Source organism: Parabacteroides sp. AM17-47 (assembly GCF_003434625.1).
Lineage (GTDB): Bacteria > Bacteroidota > Bacteroidia > Bacteroidales > Tannerellaceae > Parabacteroides > Parabacteroides distasonis.
Genome location: NZ_QTLI01000014.1, coordinates 75,135 through 93,206 on the forward strand (window position 1 = coordinate 75,135; position 18,072 = coordinate 93,206).

At 40.3% G+C, this 18,072-nt stretch carries 15 protein-coding genes; 1 reads left to right on the top strand and 14 read right to left on the bottom strand.

Annotated elements, in window-relative coordinates; genetic code table 11:
• The 12 genes from DW205_RS12645 to DW205_RS12700 form a co-directional block, all read right to left on the bottom strand.
• Positions 1–2,497 (bottom strand): YfhO family protein (locus DW205_RS12645; RefSeq protein WP_121963100.1); only part of this gene is annotated, 2,497 nt, incomplete at its 3' end.
• Between the two features lie 23 nt (positions 2,498–2,520).
• A complete protein-coding gene (locus DW205_RS12650) occupies positions 2,521–3,282 on the bottom strand; it encodes a glycosyltransferase family 2 protein (protein WP_005864108.1) in 762 nt (253 codons plus the stop codon).
• Positions 3,283–3,294: 12 nt separating this feature from the next.
• Positions 3,295–5,157: an RNA-binding domain-containing protein gene (locus DW205_RS12655; protein WP_008778788.1), complete on the bottom strand. Its 1,863-nt coding sequence runs from the start codon at positions 5,155–5,157 to the stop codon at positions 3,295–3,297.
• Between the two features lie 98 nt (positions 5,158–5,255).
• Complete coding sequence (locus DW205_RS12660; RefSeq protein WP_005864103.1) at positions 5,256–6,518, bottom strand: glycosyltransferase family 4 protein; 1,263 nt, start codon at positions 6,516–6,518, stop codon at positions 5,256–5,258.
• The gene (locus DW205_RS12665; RefSeq protein ID WP_005864101.1) at positions 6,515–7,846 is read right to left on the bottom strand and encodes an RNA-binding domain-containing protein; all 1,332 of its coding nucleotides are present in this window, start codon (positions 7,844–7,846) and stop codon (positions 6,515–6,517) included. Before DW205_RS12665 ends, DW205_RS12660 begins: the two co-directional genes overlap by 4 nt.
• Positions 7,847–7,860: 14 nt before the next feature.
• On the bottom strand, positions 7,861–8,823 hold the full coding sequence (locus DW205_RS12670) for a glycosyltransferase family 2 protein (protein ID WP_008778789.1): 963 nt from the start codon (positions 8,821–8,823) through the stop codon (positions 7,861–7,863).
• A 2-nt stretch (positions 8,824–8,825) separates the two neighbouring features.
• Positions 8,826–9,692 (bottom strand): glycosyltransferase, encoded by an 867-nt coding sequence (locus DW205_RS12675; protein ID WP_005864097.1) that lies wholly within the window; start codon positions 9,690–9,692, stop codon positions 8,826–8,828.
• Between the two features lie 6 nt (positions 9,693–9,698).
• Positions 9,699–10,823 (bottom strand): glycosyltransferase family 4 protein, encoded by a 1,125-nt coding sequence (locus DW205_RS12680; RefSeq protein ID WP_005864096.1) that lies wholly within the window; start codon positions 10,821–10,823, stop codon positions 9,699–9,701.
• Positions 10,820–11,740 (bottom strand): glycosyltransferase family 2 protein, encoded by a 921-nt coding sequence (locus DW205_RS12685; protein ID WP_005864095.1) that lies wholly within the window; start codon positions 11,738–11,740, stop codon positions 10,820–10,822. Before DW205_RS12685 ends, DW205_RS12680 begins: the two co-directional genes overlap by 4 nt.
• Before the next feature lie 18 nt (positions 11,741–11,758).
• Complete coding sequence (locus tag DW205_RS12690; RefSeq protein WP_005864094.1) at positions 11,759–12,487, bottom strand: glycosyltransferase family 2 protein; 729 nt, start codon at positions 12,485–12,487, stop codon at positions 11,759–11,761.
• Between the two features lie 5 nt (positions 12,488–12,492).
• Positions 12,493–13,305, bottom strand: coding sequence for a DUF268 domain-containing protein (locus tag DW205_RS12695; protein ID WP_005864093.1), 813 nt, complete (start codon positions 13,303–13,305; stop codon positions 12,493–12,495).
• 27 nt (positions 13,306–13,332) lie between these two features.
• On the bottom strand, positions 13,333–14,775 hold the full coding sequence (locus tag DW205_RS12700; protein ID WP_005864092.1) for a lipopolysaccharide biosynthesis protein: 1,443 nt from the start codon (positions 14,773–14,775) through the stop codon (positions 13,333–13,335).
• Positions 14,776–15,230: 455 nt separating this feature from the next.
• On the opposite strand from DW205_RS12700, the gene DW205_RS12705 reads away from it, so the two are divergent.
• Complete coding sequence (locus DW205_RS12705; RefSeq protein WP_005864090.1) at positions 15,231–15,674, top strand: HU family DNA-binding protein; 444 nt, start codon at positions 15,231–15,233, stop codon at positions 15,672–15,674.
• A 194-nt stretch (positions 15,675–15,868) separates the two neighbouring features.
• Here DW205_RS12705 and DW205_RS12710 read toward each other — a convergent pair whose 3' ends face one another.
• Together DW205_RS12710 and DW205_RS12715 are read right to left on the bottom strand one after the other, a co-directional pair.
• Positions 15,869–16,888: a Gfo/Idh/MocA family protein gene (locus DW205_RS12710; protein ID WP_005864088.1), complete on the bottom strand. Its 1,020-nt coding sequence runs from the start codon at positions 16,886–16,888 to the stop codon at positions 15,869–15,871.
• Positions 16,885–18,015 carry a DegT/DnrJ/EryC1/StrS aminotransferase family protein gene (locus tag DW205_RS12715; RefSeq protein ID WP_008778791.1) on the bottom strand — a complete coding sequence of 377 codons (1,131 nt, stop codon included), beginning with the start codon at positions 18,013–18,015 and terminating at the stop codon, positions 16,885–16,887. Before DW205_RS12715 ends, DW205_RS12710 begins: the two co-directional genes overlap by 4 nt.
• Positions 18,016–18,072: the final 57 nt, after the last annotated feature.

Genomic DNA, 18,072 nt, shown 5'->3' on the forward strand with positions numbered 1-18,072 from the left:
TCTTGTCTTTTTTAGCTCTCCAGATCGAGTAACCGATCGCTCCAATCAATAACAAAAGGATTATCAATGAACTAAATGAGGTTATATAAGCCGCCGTAATATAACCTTGCGGTCTAAACTCAAATACGATCTGATGCTCTCCCGCAGGAACTAACATAGCCCTTAATATCCAATCCGCCCGGAAATGAGGAGCGGGCTTCCCATCAATCGTAGCCTCCCATCCCGGTTGATAATAGATCTCAGAGAATACTGCTAATTGCTCAGAATTAGTCTTCGTCGTATAAACTAACTTATTAGGGCGATAACTATCCAATGTTATCGTAGCGGTAGAGTCCAATTGAGGCGTGAAACCTTTCACCTCATCAGCGAAACGTTTATCGACAACCGCCGTCGTTAACGGATTAATCGTATTCAACGCCGCTATTTCCGCATCCGCATTCTCCACGACCTCCACTTTATCCACAAACCAAGCGTTGCCGAAAGCGAACGGATTCCTCAAAGGCGGTTGCTCCGGATTATAGATAATATAACGTGTATTTAGCATATTCAAGGACGGGCAAGCAGCGAACGCCCCCATCAAATCCTCCGCGATCTGCGCTTTCTGGAAAGCCTCGATAACCGAGTTAAGCTCTCCTTGCAGACGGTGGTCGATCAGTTCTTGGTACCGTCTCAGCTTCGCGGCATAATAACCACCAACGGAATGGTGATAGTACGAGGTCGTTGTCTCCAAGAAAGGATTATTCAAATTCAAGACACGATAAGAAAGGTCCTTATCCTTCATGATTTCTTGATCGGCTACCGTCTCTTTATATACCTCTGTAGGTTTCTGGCGGATAAAGTTACTATCGTTCAAATACCGTTTATCCACCGTCCATAAGTCAACCAACATCAAGACCGCAACACCGATCCCTACGAATGTCGCCACCTTTTTCCGATCTTTCGAGGTATAGAACCAGAACAACAAAGCCGCCCCTAATAAGATAAAGACCAAAGAGCGCAACGCATCCGCCGAAGCCAAGGAAGCACGATCCATTAACAAGGCGTTGTAATACCAATCTGGCAACTGATATTGAGCGTCGAAAGAAGAACGGAAATCCAACAGCATACTCGGCATCAACCAAAGGATTAAAGAAATGCCCCCCGTGATAGCCAAAGCAGCGATCAATCCTTTCTTCAACAAGGCATCGCTCACGGTCTCGGATAACACCTCTTTCAATCCCCATATAGCGATAATAGGAAATACCATACCCGGAATAACCAATGCCATCTCTACGGTACGGAACTTATTATACATCGGCAAGTAATGGAACATAAAGTCATTGAAGCTATCAAAATTACGTCCCAATGCCAGCAATATCAAAAAGACAGAACCTCCGAATAACCACCATTTCATCGGATTCCGGATCACGAACATTCCCAGAACAAACAAGAAGCAGACCAATGCCCCGAAATAAACCGGCCCGGAAGTAAATGTCTTCTCTCCCCAATAGGTAGGAGCCTGTACCTCTTTTCCGACTTGAGCGCCTTTCGCCCTTAATTCCTTATATAGCTCAGAATCCGGGCCTAGCATTCCACCTGAACTTCCACCATAGGCATTCGGGACCAACAAGGTCAACAACTCCCCTTTTCCATAGCTCCAAGCGAACGCATAATCCTTGTCTAAGCCGGAAGAAATCTTCTCGCCCGAAGGGGTCGTTGTCGTTAATTCCGTAGCCCCACGGATAGAGTTCTGTCCCAAATCCCATTGAGCATACATATTCTGGGCATTCGGCAACACCGCCAATATCACGCATCCAGCCATAATAGCGGTTACCGTACCCAGTTCTTTATAAGCTTTTTCCTTCAGTTTATTGAACAAATATCCCAAATAAACGAAGAAGCAAAGTAATAATAAATAATAAGTGATTTGCAGGTGCGTATTCGCGATAGAGAATGCGACACCCAACAAGAACACGACCGCCCCCCATAAATACTTACGCTTGAACAACAGGGCCATACCCGCCAACGTTAATGGCATATAAGCGATTACATACGCTTTCGTGACATGGCCGGCCTCTATAATGATCAGATTATAAGATGCTAAAGCGAAAGCGATAGCACCAGCGATCGCCAACCACCAATTTACGCCCATGACACACATCAAGATATAGAAACAAACGAATCCGGTAAACACCATCCCCGCATCCATATACCCCAGCGCTTTTAAAGGCTTCTCCACTAAAAGATATCCGGGAAATCGTGGAGCCGGATTTCCATATCCCGACACATAAGGCATTCCGCCAAACATAGCATCAGACCATGCGCTGAATTCTCCCGGTTGGGCCGTCTTCTCATATTCATCCATCTGGCTATTCCCCATACCGATAGCCTTTTCCGTATCCCCTTGCCGGACTACCTTACCCTCAAATACGGCCGGAGAAAAATAAATCACCGTCAATACCAAGAATACGGCTATCGCTGCGATATGTTTTCCCCATTTACTCATTATACTCCGCATAAAACTTATCTATAATTTATTGTTTATACTCTACCTTTAAACCATTTGGCAAAATAGAATCTCACGGCGAACCAACCATGCAACAGAATCGTCGACACCTTGCCATAATACTTACACATGACCTCATATCGCTCCTTTAAGGAAGCTTTCCGGTTCACACTACTTAATCCTTCCTCTAAAAAATTAGACAGGGTCAAACGTGTATTATGTATTCTTTTCGATCGTCTCAGACATTGGATACACCAATCATAATCCGCCGTCAAACGGTATTCCGTATTATATAACGGAGCGATCTCCCGTTTTGATATAAACGACTGGTGACAAACCAACATTCCCATCCGGAAACTTTTCCAAGTCAGTTTCTCCGGTGCTTTCAATCTGCGCATCCCTAATGATCTACCCTCCGCATCAACGATCTGGGTCTCTCCGTAAATCACGTCTGGCAAAGATACTTTCTTTTTCAAAGACGCCACAATTCTTTGCACGGTATCTGCGGTATAAAGTGTATCCCCCGCATTCAGGAACCACACATAATCCCCCGTAGCCCGCTTCAATCCCTTATTCATAGCATCATACAAGCCTTTATCAGGCTCGCTTATCCAAGAAGCGATACCGGACTCATATTGCTTGATGATCTCTACGGTCTTATCCTTCGACGCTCCGTCAATCAATATATACTCGATATTCGGATACGACTGGCTAAGTACGCTCAATATCGTACGCTCCAACCATCGCTCCGCATTATAGGTGATCGTTATGATCGAAAATGTAGGTTGCTGATTCATTTCCATTATCTCTTATAAATTTCCGACTTGTCTCACACGATATTTTTGTAAAGGATGCTTAGGAGAAGACGGATATAATCTCTCTAGTAGCCCATCCTCTAACATTCTTGGTATAACCCGATTAATTAAATAAGAAGCCTCTCTATGAACAGCTTCCGCTATTATTTCCAGAGCTACATAATCCTCACAAACAGATAGTATTAACCTCGACAAATCCTCATAACGCATATATTTCTTACTTTCATCCTTCTCCAGTTTGCTTTCATCTTTTTGAGACTTGCTTTCATCCTTCTTCAGTTTGCTTTCATCCTTTTGAGGCTTGCTTTCATCCTTCTCCAAAAACAGCAAACGGTACCTAGTTCCCCGGCCATTTCCTATAGACTCCAAAAAACCAGCATTGCACATACTTTTTAGTAGCTTTGTAATATTTGAGCTATGTTGGTTCAAAATATATTGAAGTCTTTCATTAGATACTTGTTTTTCAGAGTAACAAAGAGCCAAAACCGTGAATTGATCATATGGAATTCTTTCAATTTCCCGTCCAAACAGACGCTTAAGTTCTTCTAAGACTTCCTCTGGATACAAACTTTCCATCGGTAAATTCAACACCACCCGATCCGGGTGACTTTGCTCCTCCACAAATGGAGGTCTCCAATTCGCATTTTTCCAACCCATAAAAATCTTATTCACCCCACTTCCTGCTTTCTCAGAGAAGCCAATCAGCATAAACATCTTTTGCAAGCTCTTATTACGGCATATACTTTCACCTCCGGCATAATACTGGGCCTTACTCACTAGCAGTGTTCCGGGATTTTTAAATACATAACGATCTTTCCATTGTTCTATCGTTATATTTCCTTCCTCCATATAATCACAATGCACCAATGTATTTACAAATGCCTCACGTAAAGCGACATGCGTGGTAGTATCTTCCAATCTCACACCATTCTCCAAACGGAATGGCTTAGGCAGTACAGATGATAATTTAGGATACACACGCCGATAAAATTGAAAAAGATTCGCTTCCCAAGTTCCATCCATACAAATGCGATCTGTCCATCTAACATTCTCATCTACCGACATTTTTTCCTGATAATCCGGAAAATAAGATGGAGCACATTCATTATCCGTTATACTTTCTGTCCTTCCAAACATTAATATACCCGCTAAAGTAAACCCTTCTTGACCTGTTTGCCTATCTTGTCGATATCCTCCCAATTTTCTCAAAAAAGCCATATCATCAAGTGTCAACCAAGGGTGATCTGGCTGACGACTAGAAAGTAGCAGTCGATATTGTTTAAGTGAGTCCAAATCAATATCTTCCATTGAATAATTACATAAAATACGAGAATCTCTCGGATGTTCCTCATCCGCATCGGCAATCATTCTGCGAACTTCCGTATCCGTACATTTATAATCTCCCTCATTATTTCGTTTATAAGTATGTCCATTCAAGGGATTTCTTGTTAAATATACAGGACGTTGTGAACGAGATGCTCTCGGAACATAAATCAGCAAAAGAGATTTTCCTCTATAGTCTACCTCTTGAATATTCTTGTCAGTAAGTAAATTAACATTAACGCAATCCGGATTATTCAATTGGTTACAAATGATTTGCCGATAAGACACAATTTGCTCTGGAAGAAGTCCCTCCACAAATAGTGCCCCATTTTTCTCCTTTATTCCCAGAACGATAGTTCCTCCATCTGTATTCGCAAATGAAGAATACGTTTCCCACACACTATTTGGGAATCCGGCACGAGCGGTCTTAAACTCTAAATCGACAGCCTCTTGACTACGCAACAAGCTATCCACATATTCTACAAAATCCCACTCGTCCACCTTAATCCATTCAGGCTTATGCTGATCGTCCATTTATTCCATTTTTCCACAAATGTAGCAATTTTCATTTGCTTTCAATCACTTACCAGCAAGCATTCATTCTTACTTCGATATGCTGATCTTCTTTCACGCTATTTTCTCTTATTACACAGGCTCTGATACAAAGCTATATATTTTTCGGCAATAACCGATTCCCTATAGCAATCATGCACCTTGCGGACGCAAGCCTCACTAAATCGAAAAGTCTCTTGGTTGTCAATTATCCACTTAATCCCTACAGCCAAATCATTTGTATCCTTATATTTAGCTACATACCCATTCTTCAAATGATCTATCATCTCCGGAATCCCTCCTGTCTCAAATCCCACACAAGGCGTACCGCATGCCATCGACTCCATAATCGTATTGGGTAAGTTATCCTCCAACGAAGGAATAACGAACATATCGGCACAGGCATAAACGGAAATCATAGAGTCTTGATCCGATATATATCCCAGCGTATTCACCTTAAAAGGAAACTGGCTAATCAATTCTTCCGAGCTATTTCCCATCAACACGATTTCTATGCGATCTTGGTATTTCTCTTTTAGTTTTTCGCAAGCCTCGATCAAAAAAATCGCTCCTTTCCGGGTATCTGAAAGCTTAGCGGCGGCAAAAAGAAGAAGGAACTTACCTTCCGGCAGGTCGAATCGTTTACGGGCCACCCGCTTTTCCATACGCTTAAAGGCTGTCACGTCAATCGGGTTAGGAATCGAGGTAAAACAGGCTGTTCTCAACCAATTGCCTTTTTGGGCCTCTTCCATTATCCATCGGCTACAACCGACAAATGTAATCTTAGATAACCCTATTTTCCCTTTCTCCTTAAAAACAGAAGCCGCTAAATCAAAAAACGGATTTCGTTTCAGCATCGGGCACTGATAACAATTCGATATATACTTCTCACATCCTCCCGGATAATGACAAATAGCCGTAGCTGGCCACAAATCATGCATAGTCCACACAATAGGTTTTCCGGTATTTACTAATTTCTTAATATCAGAAAGAGACAAAAATCCTTGATTCACCCAATGCAGATGAATCACATCCGCCTGTTGCACTAATGGGTGCTTCGATAAATCCGTGCCTGTATTGGCTATGGAAACTTGAAAGAGGTTCTTCTTGCTAAAGAAGTTACAGATAAAGATTATCAGTCGTTCCCAAATGAAGCGAAAAGAATTAAGCCTATGTGAAGTCCATGAATTATTTACAGAGAAAACTTTTACATGGTCTGTTTTCCGATCACGTACTAACATAGAAACCTCTACACCAGATTTACCCAATGCTTTCGCTAGTCGGTTTGCGGCGACTGCCGCTCCACCGGTTAATTCAGAGGTATTTAATATCAATATCTTCATGACTTCTCTATTATTTTCCAATAACCATTTTTCCTAGCTCCAATGCGTTCAATCCAACCATGCTCTTTCAACTTTTTTATAAGCTTCCGGATATACTGCTCTGTCAAATCCAAACGATTTGCTAAATCTATTTGACGGATAGTAGGCTCCTCTCGCAAGATCTGATATACCTCCCGTTCCATATCCGACAATTCATTTATCCGCTCATTTATCCGCTCATTTATCCGCTCATTTATCCGCTCATGAAAAAAAGTCAAGTATAAAAAACCCATCTTATGCTCATATACAGGAGCGGATAATCCTTCTGCCAAGCAGTTGTCAATAATACGTTGTGTTCCCCGTCCCCAACTCTCGATAAAGCCAGCTTTGTAAAAAACATCCGCTATCAACTTATTATGAGGTCTAGAGGGGTGAGGACGAGACAAGTCCTCAACCGTAATATCGTGCAAACGAGCTTCATTCCCTATCACCAGCTTGTCCTCGTAAACACGTACCTGAATTTCGGAAGAAACAAAATATTCTCGATGGATAATCGAATTCAATAAGGCTTCCCGCAGAGCCTCGTAGGGATAAACCAGTTTCTCACGCCTATGAATCCCCTCATACGATATATAACTTAATAAATATTTCGTTCGCAATATATCCAAAGCCCGATCAACCTGCTGAATCAGGTTCCCCTCGACAATATCGGTTGTCAGTACCTCCGTATCGGTAAGGAACTTTCCTATTTTAATACGAGCTTGTAACACATATCTCTGCACATTCTTTCCAAACAAGACTACAGCGGCTCTCTTGAAACGGCCTCCTACGATCAAATTCAACCGCTCCATCAAAGCCAGCAGATCCGTTTCCTGCTCGATGGAAGGAACCCGGTCTTTAGCCAATAGCTTAAAACGTTCTACCGTATCGGTATCTATGTCCTCCAATGAGAAATCCTCCTCGATCACACTTTCCCATGTCAAACCCATTTTCGCAGCCAAAAACATATTTAGCTGATTCCCTTGTAGCTCGGAAGTAACGCTTCCACTCCGGGTATAATACCGTCCATGCACGGAAATCGGCATGGCAGAAGGTTGGACTTCTATTTCCAAATATTCTTTACCGGCCTTCTCCCTCAAATGGATAAGAGGCATAATACCCGTTTTCTGAGCGATAAAGTTCGGCAGTTTCTCAATCAACTTCTTTGGCTGCTCTATCCCTACAACTTCTCCTTTATCATCGATACCGATATATAATACACCACCCTCCGTATTACAGAAAGCTGATATATAACGGGTATATTCGTCATGCCATGACTCTTTGAATTCGGTATGTTGGTTTTCTTCCATAATCTAAAATTATATCAAACTTTTTTTCTAAATATCCTCCGAACACAAGTATTTAATTTAACTAACAAGGAATATGGTAAACAATTTAAAAACAAATGATAGTTACAATCCAAATTCAATAATCCCCAAGGCAATAAACGTATATACTCCAAAAATGCACTTTTCTTATCATTATCAAAAACAAAGATTACAAATCTTATCTTGTACCAAAGATAAACATAATTATCTAAGTCTTTTATCTGATAAGAGCAGTTTAGCCTCCAAAGCTCTATACCAACATAGTCTTCTTTTATTGCTGGCTGCATATTTTTCTTAACACTCAAATAGCAACTGCTATCTCTTCTATACAATGCTAGGTTTGATTTCGAATAAGCTATTTTATACAAGCAAGCTAATTTAGCCCAAACGATTACATCTTCACCTAAAGAAATGCCCTCAGGGAAACAACCAATAGATAAAATAGCCTTTTTTCGAACAGCCACAGCTGAAGTCCAAATAGGTCCTCTCGCTTTTGAGGCCATCGTAAAATAATTATCTAAAATACCCTCATTCTCTTTAAAAGAATAATAATCAATTGATGCGGGAGTTATCATATTATTCATCTTAAATGAATAAGCTGTACCAAAAATATCACATTCCGGATATTTTTCAACCAAGAAAGCGATAGTTTTTAAATAATCAGGTAACCACTCGTCATCAGCATCAAGAAAGGCAATAATCTCACCTCTAGCTTCTTTAATACCTTGGTTCCTCGCTGCAGAAACACCTTTGTTCTCCTGTTCAATCAATCGAACTGAATTTTTAAACACAGCTTCATTTTCTGAAAGAAAATCCATCAAAACAGATAAACTGTCATCTGTCGAACCATCATTGACTATTAGAATTTCAAAATCAGAAAAGATCTGCTGTTTAACAGACTCCATGGTTCGACAAATCACTGCAGCTTTGTTATAAAGAGGAATCACTATGCTTATCATATTTACATAACGCCTTTATTAGCATAATTAATAGCTTGAGATATTTCCATTATCTTCATATGGTACATCTCATACAATTTACCCCGGTTCTTGATTTCCTGAAATCCCATCAACCCCTTATTCCAAATACGCATTCCTCCAGCTATCATTGACTTAAAACCAGCATTATACCATCCAACTTTCAAGCCACACAACCATGCACGTAAACACAACTCACAATCATCACATTGGAAGGGGGCTAAAGAGAAATCAATATGTCCTAAATGCTCAATGAATAATTTCTTGTTTAACAACATGGGGGCCCGATTTACAGCATGCACAAAATAAAAATCTTTATCTCGTAGTCTATCATCCTTATATAAATCCACATATCCCCACTTTTCCTTATCATCGGTAACGAACTCCAATCCATTCAGACCACCTAGAATAGCCATATCCGGATATTTCTTAAAATAAGATATACCTTTGTCCACCCAGTCCAAATCGGTTATCTCATCATCATCCTGCATTAAGACTATATATTCACCATTTGCGAAACGAATAGTCTTGTCATACATCACGTTCTCATACAAGTCGTTGGCACGCACCAAAAACTCATTACCACGAGTAAGAAACCTCATAAGAGACTTAGTATGTTTGTATTCAGAGCCATCATCTATTACTACGATTTCCGCGTTCGGGTACTCACGTAATTTACTAACAATACGTTTGACTCCCACGCTTTTATTATGAGATTCTATAATAAAGCTAACAAGCGGTTGATTAGTATATCCTTTCGCCAACCAATCCTCATAAGTTTTCTGCTTTCTTTTAAAGGCACGTTTCGCCAATGCCCAATAAACTTTCTCCCAATATAAACGAATATCCATTCTTCCTTAATTTATTATAGAATTTAACTGATTGAATAAAGATGTTATATACTGATCATAACTATGATACATATTATTCTCTTTAAGCAAGACATCCTTAACTCCCTCACAATGCCTTATGCTAAACAAGAGTTTTTCCCCTAACTCAGTATTTGAGTCAGGATCAAACAAGTCACCATTCCTATGGGGCTTTATCAAACAAGCCGATCCTGCCGCAGAAGAACATAACGTATAGCAACCTGCCAACAAAGCCTCATTAATAACAGTCCCAAAAGGCTCATAGATACTAGGTAACACGAATATCTGAGCTATATTGTAATAAGCGAACAGATCCAGCCCTTCTTGTTTCCCGACAAATTGAACAGAATGCATATATATATATCCCCGTATCTGCCGTTTTAATTCGGCTTGCAACTCACCATCCCCAACTATAAACAACCGAGCTTCCGGACTTTTTCCTATTACATCATGAAATGCTTTTAATAAGAGAGATACATTTTTCACTTCTACCAAACGTCCAACATACAATATAACCTTTTTCCCTATCAGATCATACTTCTTTGTTAAAGATACAGATAAAGGAAGAGCTTGCTTCAAACGCTCACGAAAAATGGCATCAGATTGAATTATAGGGAAATAACAGTATTTCGCCTTGTATTTCAAAGAAGTACCATACCATTCCATGGATTTCGGATCCGCCAAAATTACCGCTGATAGAATATGCAACATCACATAACGCATAATTCGTTTCACCCAACTAGCATTTTGAGCCATTTTCACATTATCATCACAGACCGTAACAATCTTCAGGCGCCAATTAACCAATATCTTAAACAAACATACCAACAACCCAAGCAAGTTATACTCAGAAATGAAAACAACATCAGCCTTATTTTTCCACAATATAGATAAAACATCAAATCGCAAGTTCTTAATACCCAGAAAGCCTGGGCTCAGGTACTTTGGAATAAAAGATAAATATTCTTGAAGTCGCTTTTGATCGAACGTTTGTTCCAACGCGTTGTCAAACTCAAAATAGAACTTTGCATCAAATATCTCATCTATCGAGTTAAAAAAATCAACTCGGTAAGGAGCGATCGCCGGATGGAAAACGATAAGTTTCTTTTTCATATCAAAAAATGTTTTATCTTCGTTGAATGCCAGACCTCCCTATTTGTTTCCAACTTCATCCTCCAATAAGAACGTCTTTCCTTATTGCTTAACAAAAGGAATTGAAAAAGACGAATATAACTTTTCAGCTGGGTAATAGCAAAGATCAATCGGCAGCCAAAAATACCATAAACCTTTCGAAAATAAATGTATTGCCCCTCATATAAAAAATAAAGACGAGATTGCTTTATATAAGAAGCACGTCCCTCCAAGTGCGTAATTTGAGCAGAGGGAACAGAATAAATAGAAAAACCAGCCCGGGTAATACGGTTGCATAATTCCGTCTCTTCATAATTCATGAAAAATTCAGGAGAGAAACCACCGACCTTCAACAATACCGATTTTCGAACCATCAAATCAGCTCCTATAATAGACGCAACAGGAATGGGCTTACCTTCCTTATTGAAATACACTGACCGAGGAAAGGACAAACAAATCGGAGAGATATATAAAATAGATAGAAACTCCCATATAAAAGAGGGGAAACTCCTGCTAAAAGAAGTCGTAGGAAGCCCTCGCTCATCATATAGATTTCCACCACAAGCCCCAACATCAGGGTGCTCTATCAAATACGCATACAATTTATCGATCGCATCATTTCTCAATATGGTATCCGGGTTCAAAAACAAGATACAATCACCTGACGCATATGTCATGCCCAAATTATTCGCACGTCCAAATCCCATGTTTTCATCAGCTTGTACACATATCACTTCCGGATATTGTTTTTGTATTAACTCCAATGAACCATCACCAGAGGCGTTATCTACAACGATAATCTCATAATCAACATCTTCCGTTTTTTCTTTCACCGACTTAATACTATCCAATATTAATCGCGCAGTCTTATAATTCACATAGACGATAGAAATATTCATTTTAACATAGAATTACCATTACAACTTTCGCAAATATTTTCGTATGCGCAAGTGCTTCTTACACAAATAGTACATATAATAAAAAAATCCCAATCCATTTAGAATCAATCGACCTCTATCTCTTAACATCACTATATCATGTTCTTTAGAGCTAAGGCCATCCATTCTGAAAACAGATACAATATCTTTCAAATATACAAATTTGAATCGTTTAGCAAACAAATTAATATTATATGCATAGTCTGAGAAGAGCCTATATTTCAAGTCATAAGAATAATTTTTATAAGCGGCCTTAGGATAAAAAATAGATTGATGGCAGATATTAGTACTACAAATCGTATAAGCAGAATATGGACCACCATAAATATACGATCGCCTTTGCGTCGGATCAACAAATAAAGCATCGCCATAATAAACAGCCTTCGGATCTCGTACACTCCTCATAGCATTCTCCACCGTAAACTCAGCCACAAATTTATCTCCCGCATTCATGAATATCAAAAAATCTCCCGTAGCCATGGACAATGCTTTATTCATCGCATCATAAACGCCATGGTCTTTCTCTACTAATAGCTTGGATATACGTTCTTTATAAGTTTTGACAATATCAATTGTCCCATCAGTGCTATCACCATCAATCAATATATACTCTATCAAAGGATAAGTTTGTGACAATACACTCTCAATCGTACCTTGAATCTCTTTCTTTGCGTTTAAAGAAACAGTGACAATACTTACTTTGAACATTCTATTTATTTTTTTATCAAATCAAAAATAGCACAGCCGAAATGACAACCACAGTTTGCCTCTATTAACTCTTGCGTCAACTTCACTTCTTTATGGAAAGAATTACTATCATCCACATATGAGAAAGTACGAATGTCGAAAAATGGGGTAATCATTTCCAATAAAAACTTCAATGAAAACACACGATGCGCATGAAACTCTATGCGCTGTTCTCCCATAGGTACCGAAAAATAGAACCGTCCCCCCGTATCTAGCAAGTTTGTGATATTCTTAAAACCGATAAAATAACCATCATAACAAATTGGATCTCCATAGCGTCCTAAACCAAAATGTTCCAACGCATGTAAGCAAGATACAGAATCAACGGGTCCAAGCTGCAGACCACCTGCCCGCATTAAATCTGCTTGGTGGAAAACTACATTTGGAATATTATCCTGCATTGGCCTTATATCAAGGACCTCTATTTCCCGAAATGATGCAACATGAGCAACAAAACCATCTATACGACTTCCAATATCCACATGACGATTAGGGTTATTATTCTTTACACAATTCGCCACATACAAGTCTTGAAAAAAATAATGGAAACTTAGAGAGCCGGCATTTTCTTCTTGATCGCTATAGCAAGGATACAAACATGTAACCGGGAACAATTCAGAAATATCCGAATATTGAGATTTTAATACCTTTAAATCTGCTTTTAATCTTTTGTATTTATTAAAAGACATTCGCCCTGACATCAAGGTAACCCCTAAATACAAATAAGAATAAAAATTAATCTTATTCTTACAAACACTTAATATCTTTCTCACGTTCATACTTTTCATATTCTAAAAACAAAATTTCTAAGACTCTTTATTCCTCAAAAAGGACAAGCTTTCTTTCAATATAGCGCAATTAGCCAACCACAATAGCGTTATATATATACTCCCCATCAACAAGACCCTCCCGATAAACAATAAATAAACAGAATGGATAGCAGCAGTCAACAACCAAGCACTCCCCAAGGACAAAGCCGTGATTACCGCATATGGAAACACATCAAACACAATGTCTTTCAGGCTAATTCCAATAAGCTTATAAGCTTGATAATGCCAATAGAACAGGCTTACAACATAAGTCGAAATATAAGCCTTTATCATGGTCTCAATTCCTAAGGGGGATGTAAAATAAAGAAGTAACAATTGAATAACTCCTTGGCTAACATTCCCTAGCAGATAAATATTTGATTTACCATATGAGATCAACAATTGTGTATATAATAGCCAAATGGGCAAAATCGTTCCTAGTAAACAAAACAATTGTAAGAAAGAGACACTTGGCATCCATTTTTCCCCAATTGTGATTAAAATAAACTCTTTAGCGACAAACGCCAAACCGATCATACAAGGAAAAGACAAAAAAACCGCAAACCGAACCATTTTCCGGAAAATATAGCATTGTCTCTGTCTCTCCTCTCGTACCTGCACCAATACTGGCTGAGCTACTGAATTGACCATACCACAAAGAATAGTATTTCCCATCAACATCCATTTATAGCCTTGAGAATAATATCCAACCCAAGTTGCGTTAAACAGCCTTCCTAATAAAACAGAGAAAAAATTATTATTGATTTGTTGGAAAATATTCGTAAGAAATATTTTTACACTAAAAGAGAACATATCTCTTAATGGACGAAAATCGAACTCTAAGGAAGGACGCCAAGGCGCTATCACACATTTTAACACAGAGCTGACACTAACATACACGACGCTTTGAAAGACCAAAGCCCAATAAGCCCACCCTTTTAAGGCAAAAACAATACCAATCAAACCAGATAGAACGAGTGCCGTAATATCAATCTTAGCTTGTTCCTTGACCATCAACTTTTTAAACATCACAGTAAAAGCGACAGTCCCGATCCCAGAGAAAAAGAAACCAACGAACAATACCCTTGACAAAGAAATCAGTTCCGAACGATTGTAAAAACGAGCAATTAAAGGAGCACTGAAGAATAAAACCACATACAAGAGGAGGCCAACAAAACAAGAAAACCAAAATACAGCATTATAATCTTTATGTGTGACATCCTGTTTATTAGTTAAAGCCACCGTAAACCCACTATTTATAATCGTATTAGCAATTCCTGTAAATATCGCCAACATCCCTACCAACCCATAATCCTCCGCATTAAGAATCCGAGCCAGATAAATACCAAACAACATCCCCAGCAACTGCTGCACCCCATTGCTGACCCCTCCCCAGAAGAGCCCTTTCGCTGTCTTATCTTTTAGTGATTGTTCTGCCATTTGATATTTACGGTAAAAGTGCCACAAAGATAAACATTTACTCTTGGGTAACGGGCAAAACCCGGAAGCTTTTCATACTTTATGTATAAAATAACAAATAGTACGTATGGAAATATGAATTAGTATCAATAGAAAACACCAATTAGTATCAATAGAAATCCGGATTTCTATTGATACTAATTAAAAAGTCTCGCACCTACTAGATATAACAAACTAATAATCAGAAATATACAAAACAGGCCCATTCTAATATAGCTTATTGTACATTTTTACATTTTACTAGTCTTGCGAACTAAAGGATGCGAAACAGGCACTCGTAGACTAATAGGCACATACACGGACATTGACAGACATAAACCGACACTGGCCGATTTGCCTCATACGGCTTACGATACCTTTGTCATGTTTTAGAAAACAAGGTAATTCATTTAATCATCTTTTAAAATTTAGAAATTATGGCAGTAAAGTACAGATTGATCGAGAGAAAGAACTTGGGTAACGACAAGACAGAAACACCCAAGAAACAGTATGCGCAAGTGGTCTATGGGGATCTCGTAGAGTTCGAGACTTTCCTTGAGGAAGTGGCAGATGGAAGTGGAGTAGGCTCCGCCCAAGTCAAGGCGGTACTCGACCGTATCAATATCGTGTTGAAACGAAATCTCTCGCAAGGGCGCAGGGTGAATGTAGGCGAATTGGGTAATTTCCGTTTTGGGGTAGGCTCTACGGGAGCCCCTACCACCGAGGAATTTACCACCAGTTTGATCAAAGAACCTAAAGTTGTCTTTAGCCCCGGAAAGGCCTTGAGAATAGCTAAGAAACTCACTAATTTCGAGAAAAAGGAACTCTCCGAACCGCAAAGCGGGGGTAGCCAAGACAGCGAAAGCCCTGACGAGATCTAAAATCTCAATCTCTATTCGCGGTGGATTTATGCTTTCAATACGTAAATCCACCGTATTGTTTCCAATATAAAACAAAAAGCAAGCGGATGCGTTCCTACATCTTAAACGTATGATGATTATCACCCGAGACGAGAAACGAACCATCCAAGTCCAAGAGAGAACGATCGAGGTAGTCCCTATCTGGGAATGGATTCTCAAGCCTTCCCCGCATAAATCCTCCGTATAATATCCACCACCTTCATACCTTCCAAGACGTTGGTCGTTATGATCTCGCCGGGGGCGCCGGAAAGGACATTGACTACGTTACGGATCACGAAGTTGTGGTTTTGGGCGGAGCCTTTGTAAGGGCCATAATCATTGCCGGGGTTGGTAGGGGCCAATTCCGGCATTTCATGCCCCTTGATATGGCAATATTCTACCTCATTCATATATTGACCGCCGATTTTCACGCTGCCATTCTCAGCCACGATCAGCATGCTGCTTTCCAGATTCTTGTCCCATACCGCCGTAGAGTAGCTCAAACTACCCATTCCACCGTTCACGAAATTAAAATTCACGAAACCGGAATCCTCAAAGGCGGTCAGTTTCTCGTGGTTGAAGTCGGCGAAACGGGTCTGGATATTACAGATATCCCCGAATAACCAGTACATAATGTCGATGAAATGGGAGAATTGGGTGAATAAGGTACCACCATCCAAGGCAGCGTCGCCATGCCATCCTCCGGGTTTATAGTAGCGTTCGTCACGGTTCCAGTAGCAATTCAGCTGCACCATATAAATCTGGCCTAATTTTCCGGACTCAACCATCTCCTTGATCCAGACCGAAGGCGGGGAATATCGGTTTTGCATCACGCAAAATACCTGCTTACGGAATCTCAGCGAGGTATAAACCACTTTCTCGGCATCCGCCAAGGTCAAGGCCATAGGCTTTTCTATGACCACATGATGTCCGCTTTCTATCGCTTGGATCGCCATCTCGGCATGTAAACCGTTGGGTGTACAAATATTCACCACATCTATATCCAATCCCAAACGGAATAGTTCATCTATATTCCGGGCGAAAGGGACCGCATAAGCCTCGATCCCCAGCTCCTCTTTCGGACGGATATCACACAAAGCGACCAACTCCGCCCCTTCATCCCGGGTAATCATCTCGGCATGACGCTTACCTATATGACCACAGCCGATCACGGCGAAACGTATCTTCTTATTCATAAAACACTCTTTATAGATTCTATAATATAAGCCTGCTCCTCTTCTGTCATCTCCGTATGAATCGGCAAGGATAATACGGATCGGCTCAAGCGAGAAGCGACATTCAAATCCCCGGAAATCCGGCATCGACCCCTCATCACCTCCTGCTCCTGCAAAGGCAATGGATAATAAATCATAGAAGGAATACCTCGTTCTTTTAACGCTGCTTGTACTTGATCCCTCTTTTCTACAGCTAGCTGTACCGTATATTGATGATAGACATGCGATGAAAAGACTGATTTTAGCGGTTTGCGTACAGTTTTCAATCCGGAAAAGGCAGCATCGTATCTAGCAGCCACTTTACAACGAGCGGCGGCAAATTCATCCAAATACCGAAGCTTAACATCTAAGACAGCGGCCTGCAAGGTATCCAAACGGGAGTTGCAGCCCACCAAAGAATGATGATATTTCATCTTTTGCCCATGATTGGCGATCATTCGCAGGCGTTCGGCCAATCGCACGTCGGAAGTAAACATCGCCCCACCATCTCCATAACAAGCCAACGGTTTCGAGGGGAAGAAAGAGGTCGTACCTATAGAGGCGATCGTACCGGCTTTCTTTACCGTTCCATCCGAGAAGGTATAATTAGCACCGATGGATTGGGCATTATCCTCGATCACATATAAATTATGGCGGCCAGCGATACTCAAGATCGATTCCATATCACAACACTGGCCAAAAAGATGAACCGCGATAATAGCTCTCGTCTTTTCAGACAGGGCATCTTCTATCTTTTCCGGGTCTATATTGAATGTACCGGGATCTACATCCACTAATACCGGCACTAGGCCAAGAGCCAAAGCAACCTCAGCCGCAGCGATATATGTAAAAGCAGGAACGATCACCTCATCGCCCGAATGTAAGTCTAATGCCATCAAGGAGATTTGCAAGGCATCCGTACCGTTGCCGCACGGGATCACATAAGGAACACCTAAATAATCTGATAAATGGTTACAAAATCCCTTCACCTGAGGGCCATTGATAAAGGCACAAGCATTTATCACCGTTTGCATGGCAGGATCGATCTCACTACGCAAACGTTCATACTGCTTCCGCAGATCTACCATCTGTATCTGTTTCTCAAGCATCTTATCCATTCAAAAAATAGGGCTATCCCGTCGTTAAAACGGAATAGCCCCCTCATT